Source organism: Microcystis sp. M109S1 (assembly GCF_020247025.1).
In the GTDB taxonomy this organism is placed as follows: domain Bacteria; phylum Cyanobacteriota; class Cyanobacteriia; order Cyanobacteriales; family Microcystaceae; genus Microcystis.
On sequence record NZ_JADBRW010000322.1, the window covers coordinates 1 to 3,546 of the forward strand.

The 3,546-nt window shown below is 45.2% G+C and carries 4 protein-coding genes and 1 pseudogene; 3 read left to right on the forward strand and 2 right to left on the reverse strand.

Features of this window, described 5'->3' with window-relative positions:
- The first annotated feature begins 261 nt into the window (after positions 1 to 261).
- Positions 262 to 486, forward strand: coding sequence for an AbrB/MazE/SpoVT family DNA-binding domain-containing protein (locus tag IM322_RS16215; RefSeq protein ID WP_287677332.1), 225 nt, complete (start codon positions 262 to 264; stop codon positions 484 to 486).
- Complete coding sequence (locus IM322_RS16220; protein ID WP_287677333.1) at positions 483 to 887, forward strand: type II toxin-antitoxin system VapC family toxin; 405 nt, start codon at positions 483 to 485, stop codon at positions 885 to 887. Before IM322_RS16215 ends, IM322_RS16220 begins: the two co-directional genes overlap by 4 nt.
- Before the next feature lie 4 nt (positions 888 to 891).
- Here IM322_RS16220 and IM322_RS16225 read toward each other — a convergent pair.
- Together IM322_RS16225 and hisD are read right to left on the reverse strand one after the other, a co-directional pair.
- Positions 892 to 1,079 (reverse strand): annotated as a pseudogene (locus tag IM322_RS16225) (DUF433 domain-containing protein); the annotation flags it as partial.
- Positions 1,080 to 1,164: 85 nt separating this feature from the next.
- Complete coding sequence (gene hisD / locus IM322_RS16230) at positions 1,165 to 2,469, reverse strand: histidinol dehydrogenase (RefSeq protein WP_287677334.1); 1,305 nt, start codon at positions 2,467 to 2,469, stop codon at positions 1,165 to 1,167.
- A 252-nt stretch (positions 2,470 to 2,721) separates the two neighbouring features.
- Between hisD and IM322_RS16235 the strand changes: the two genes are divergently transcribed.
- Positions 2,722 to 3,408: a hypothetical protein gene (locus IM322_RS16235; RefSeq protein ID WP_287677335.1), complete on the forward strand. Its 687-nt coding sequence runs from the start codon at positions 2,722 to 2,724 to the stop codon at positions 3,406 to 3,408.
- Positions 3,409 to 3,546 lie beyond the last annotated feature (138 nt).

Here is a 3,546-nt window from a genome sequence, read left to right on the forward strand (position 1 = left end):
ACTTGCGGTGTCAGTCTGTAGAGCGACCATAAGACCAGAACAGAGTAAATCTGTTAAGGCAGGTGCGAAACCCCGCAAGGGAAAGAAGCAGAAACCTAAATCGTGAGGTTTGGGAATCACCGTCCGTTTACGGCGGTGAGAATGTCAAAAAATGCTTGCCTGATTCTCTACGTCTCACATTCTAGCATATATTTTGTAAATGCGCTAATATTTAACAGTAAAGCCAACCTAGAACGACGGGGTTTCAGACCCAAATTTTCGATGAAAATTAGCCCTAACGGACAAATCACTATTCCCCCTGATATTCAAGAAAAGCTTGGGTTGTTACCCGGTACAGAAATCCAGCTTGAAGTGACTGGGGATATCTTGCAAATTCGCAAGCCTAGAACCCTAAGCCGGGGAAAGCAACTGATTGCCGCTATCCGTGGCAAAGCAACTAGCCGTCTAACAACCAACGACATCATGCAAGCGACCCGTGACTCATGACCGACATTCTGGTAGATAGCAACGTCATTCTTGATGTTGTAACCGAAGACCCGCAATGGTTTGAGTGGTCGGCTCAAATGCTCACAAACTACGCGGAGCAAGGAAATTTAGTGATTAACCCAATTATTTACGCAGAAATATCAATCGGGTTTAATCAACCCGAGGAGGTAGAAGCAGCCCTACCAGAAGACTTCTTTCGCCGAGATTCTTTACCCTATGCTGCAGCTTTTTTAGCAGGACAAAGCTTTTTGGAATATCGTCGTCGTGGAGGTGAGCGACGTTCTCCCTTACCAGATTTCTACATCGGCGCTCACGCTGCTGTCACTACCATGCCCCTACTAACGAGAGATGTCAACCGCTACCGAACTTACTTTCCCTTAGTCTTACTGATTACACCTTAGACAATTCGGTTAAATAATTGGTTATTTCTTCTTGCTCATGCAAATAGTACAGAATTGTTGCATAAACTTGTTCTAGGCTCAAAGATGAGTAAGTTTTAGCAATTTCTTCAGGTGTTTTGGCATGATAAATATAGTCATAGAGAAGCGAATATCATTAGGGGTGAGAAAGTTAAAATAGTCTTCGAGTTGCATCATGGAATTTACTCAAGCTGTACTGAATCTAAAAAATAAGCTGGCCTAAATATCTAAGTTGTTCCCTGTTTCCTATTCCCTGTATTTAGAGTAAAATTTCCCTGTGTTGAATTGCTAATTTATGGGCGGGAAAACCTTCGTACTCGGCTAAAGTTTTCGTGGTTTCTTTTAACTTTTCAAAGCCTTCAGGGGTGACATAAGCCAAAGTGGAGCGCTTCAGAAAATCATAAACCGAAACCGCCGAATAGGAACGGGCAAAACTTCCTGTGGGCAGCACAGCATTGACTCCGATGGCGTAGGTAGCCATAGAGGAAGGAGTATGATTTCCCAGGAGAATTTCGCCAGCATTTTTAATCTTGCCCAGAATGGCAAAAGGATTACTAACTAAAACCTCTAGATGTTCCGGGGCGTACTCATTGACAAAATCGAGGGATTGCTGCAAACTATCGGTTAAAATTATGCCCCCATAGGCGGCTAAACCCGCCTCACAGAATTCCCGTCGCCAATCTGGGAGTTTTTGCAGGTATTCCTGAGCATATTCACTAGCGGCGATCGCCACATCTTCACAGTGGGTGACTAATAAAGCCGCCGAATCCGCCCCGTGTTCCGCTTCAATTAATAAATCCAAGGCCGCTAAACGGGCATCGGTGGACTCATCGGCCAAAACTATCGACTCACTCGGACCTGCCGGCAAACCCACATCCACAGTGCCGAACAGTAACCGTTTGGCCGCCGCCCCATAGACGCTGCACGGACCTGTAATTTTGTCAACCCTTTTGATATTTTTTGTTCCCAAAGCTAAAGCGGCGATCGCTTGTACGCCCCCTAATTTATAAATTTCTCTGACTCCAGCCATCTGCGCCGCCACCAGAGAAACGGGTTCCACGTTGCCCTGTTTATCGGGGGGAGTGCAAACGACAACTCTTTCCACTCCTGCCACCATTGCCGGGATGGCTAACATTAACATCATCGAGGGAAAAGCACCGCGGCCCCGGGGAACGTATAAACCCACATTGGGGATAGGAGAGATTTTTTCGCCGGCAAAGACACCGGTTTCAATTTCTGCCAGTTGTGTTTCTTCCGGCATTTGGCGACGATGTACCTCTTGAATATTCCGGAAAGCCTGTTCAATGGCAGTTTTTACTTCCGGTTCAATTAACTGAAAAGCCCGCTCAAATTCTGCCTCGCTGACTTTGATATTTTCTACCGTCGCACCTTCGTAGTCAAAACGCCGCACATAGTCCACAACGCCAGCATCTCCCCGTTCGCGGATGGTTTCTATGACCGTTTGAGCGACTTTTAGGGCGTTATCAATATCTAACTCGGCTCTTTTCTGAAGTTTTGCCCGTTCCGCGCTACTTAATTGCGAAAGTTTTAATATTCTAACCACTATTGCTACTCCTACTGCCCCCGTCCTCTCAAGAATAACGGGGAATCTTATCTTTTTTAATTGTAACCTTTGGGGGAGTGTCGGAGTGGGAAGTGGGAAGTAAACAGTAACCAGTAATCAGTGAACTGAAAACTCACATCTGATAACTGATAACAAAGGCCGAATCTAAAACCTAATTTGTTAAGCTAAAAGCTTTATTGCCAGATTCTTTCTCTTGCCTCCTGCCTCCTGTCCCCTGCCTCCTTGGGTATAATGCAGATCATGTTTAAGCTCTCTTGCTGTTCTGTAAATGCGATCGCTCTTGCTCTATTATGGGGGGCGATTGGTCCGGTGTGGGCAGAAACGGAGTTAGACTTAGACCCGAAAATTCGGCAAGAAAGCCCCGTTTTAGAGCGTTGGTTAGAAAAAATACCCGATATCGCCGAAGATATTCGCAATGATCCTAGTTTTCGCACTCGTATCCGTTTAGGGTATGCCCAGTTTCCTTCTAGCGATAATTCCAGTGGCGTGATTTTGGGGGTAGAAGATGTGTTTTTCGGTCAAACCAGTTTAACCCTAAGCGGCGATTATCAGACGGCTTTTAACGGCAATAGGACGGCAATAGGAGCAAATTTACAATACTATCTCCTCCCTTTGGGTGATTATGTCAATCTGGCTCCCATGGTGGGCTATCGTTACATTCAGACAGGAAATTACAGTACCGATGGGCTTAACTTAGGATTAAAGCTCAAATTAGCCCTTTCTCGCACGGGGGCAGCAGATATCACCGTCAGTCAGAGTTTTATCTCACCGGGGGGTGCTAACGAGGTGGGATTGACTACTCTTTCGGTTGGTTATGCGATTACCTCTAATTTACGTTTAGCTGCCGATATTCAAGCCCAAAATTCCCGCGCTCGTAAAGATAGCTCCCTAGGAATTTTACTGGAATGGCTGCCCTAATTAGGGCTTGCTGAAAAAGTCATTGAAAAGTACAGGTCTCTTAATCAATGATTTCACTTAGCTACAAGCATAAGCTTTAGTTGTTGATTAATTTTTAAGTTATAACTTATCCTAATCATTGACCGAGAAAAAGTGCTG

What these genes read in the sequence shown, in the direction of transcription:
- IM322_RS16235 (WP_287677335.1), top strand. Translation starts at nt 2,722, where the DNA reads ATGCAGATCATGTTTAAGCTCTCTTGCTGTTCTGTAAATGCGATCGCT.
- IM322_RS16220 (WP_287677333.1), top strand. Translation starts at nt 483, where the DNA reads ATGACCGACATTCTGGTAGATAGCAACGTCATTCTTGATGTTGTAACC.
- IM322_RS16215 (WP_287677332.1), top strand. Translation starts at nt 262, where the DNA reads ATGAAAATTAGCCCTAACGGACAAATCACTATTCCCCCTGATATTCAA.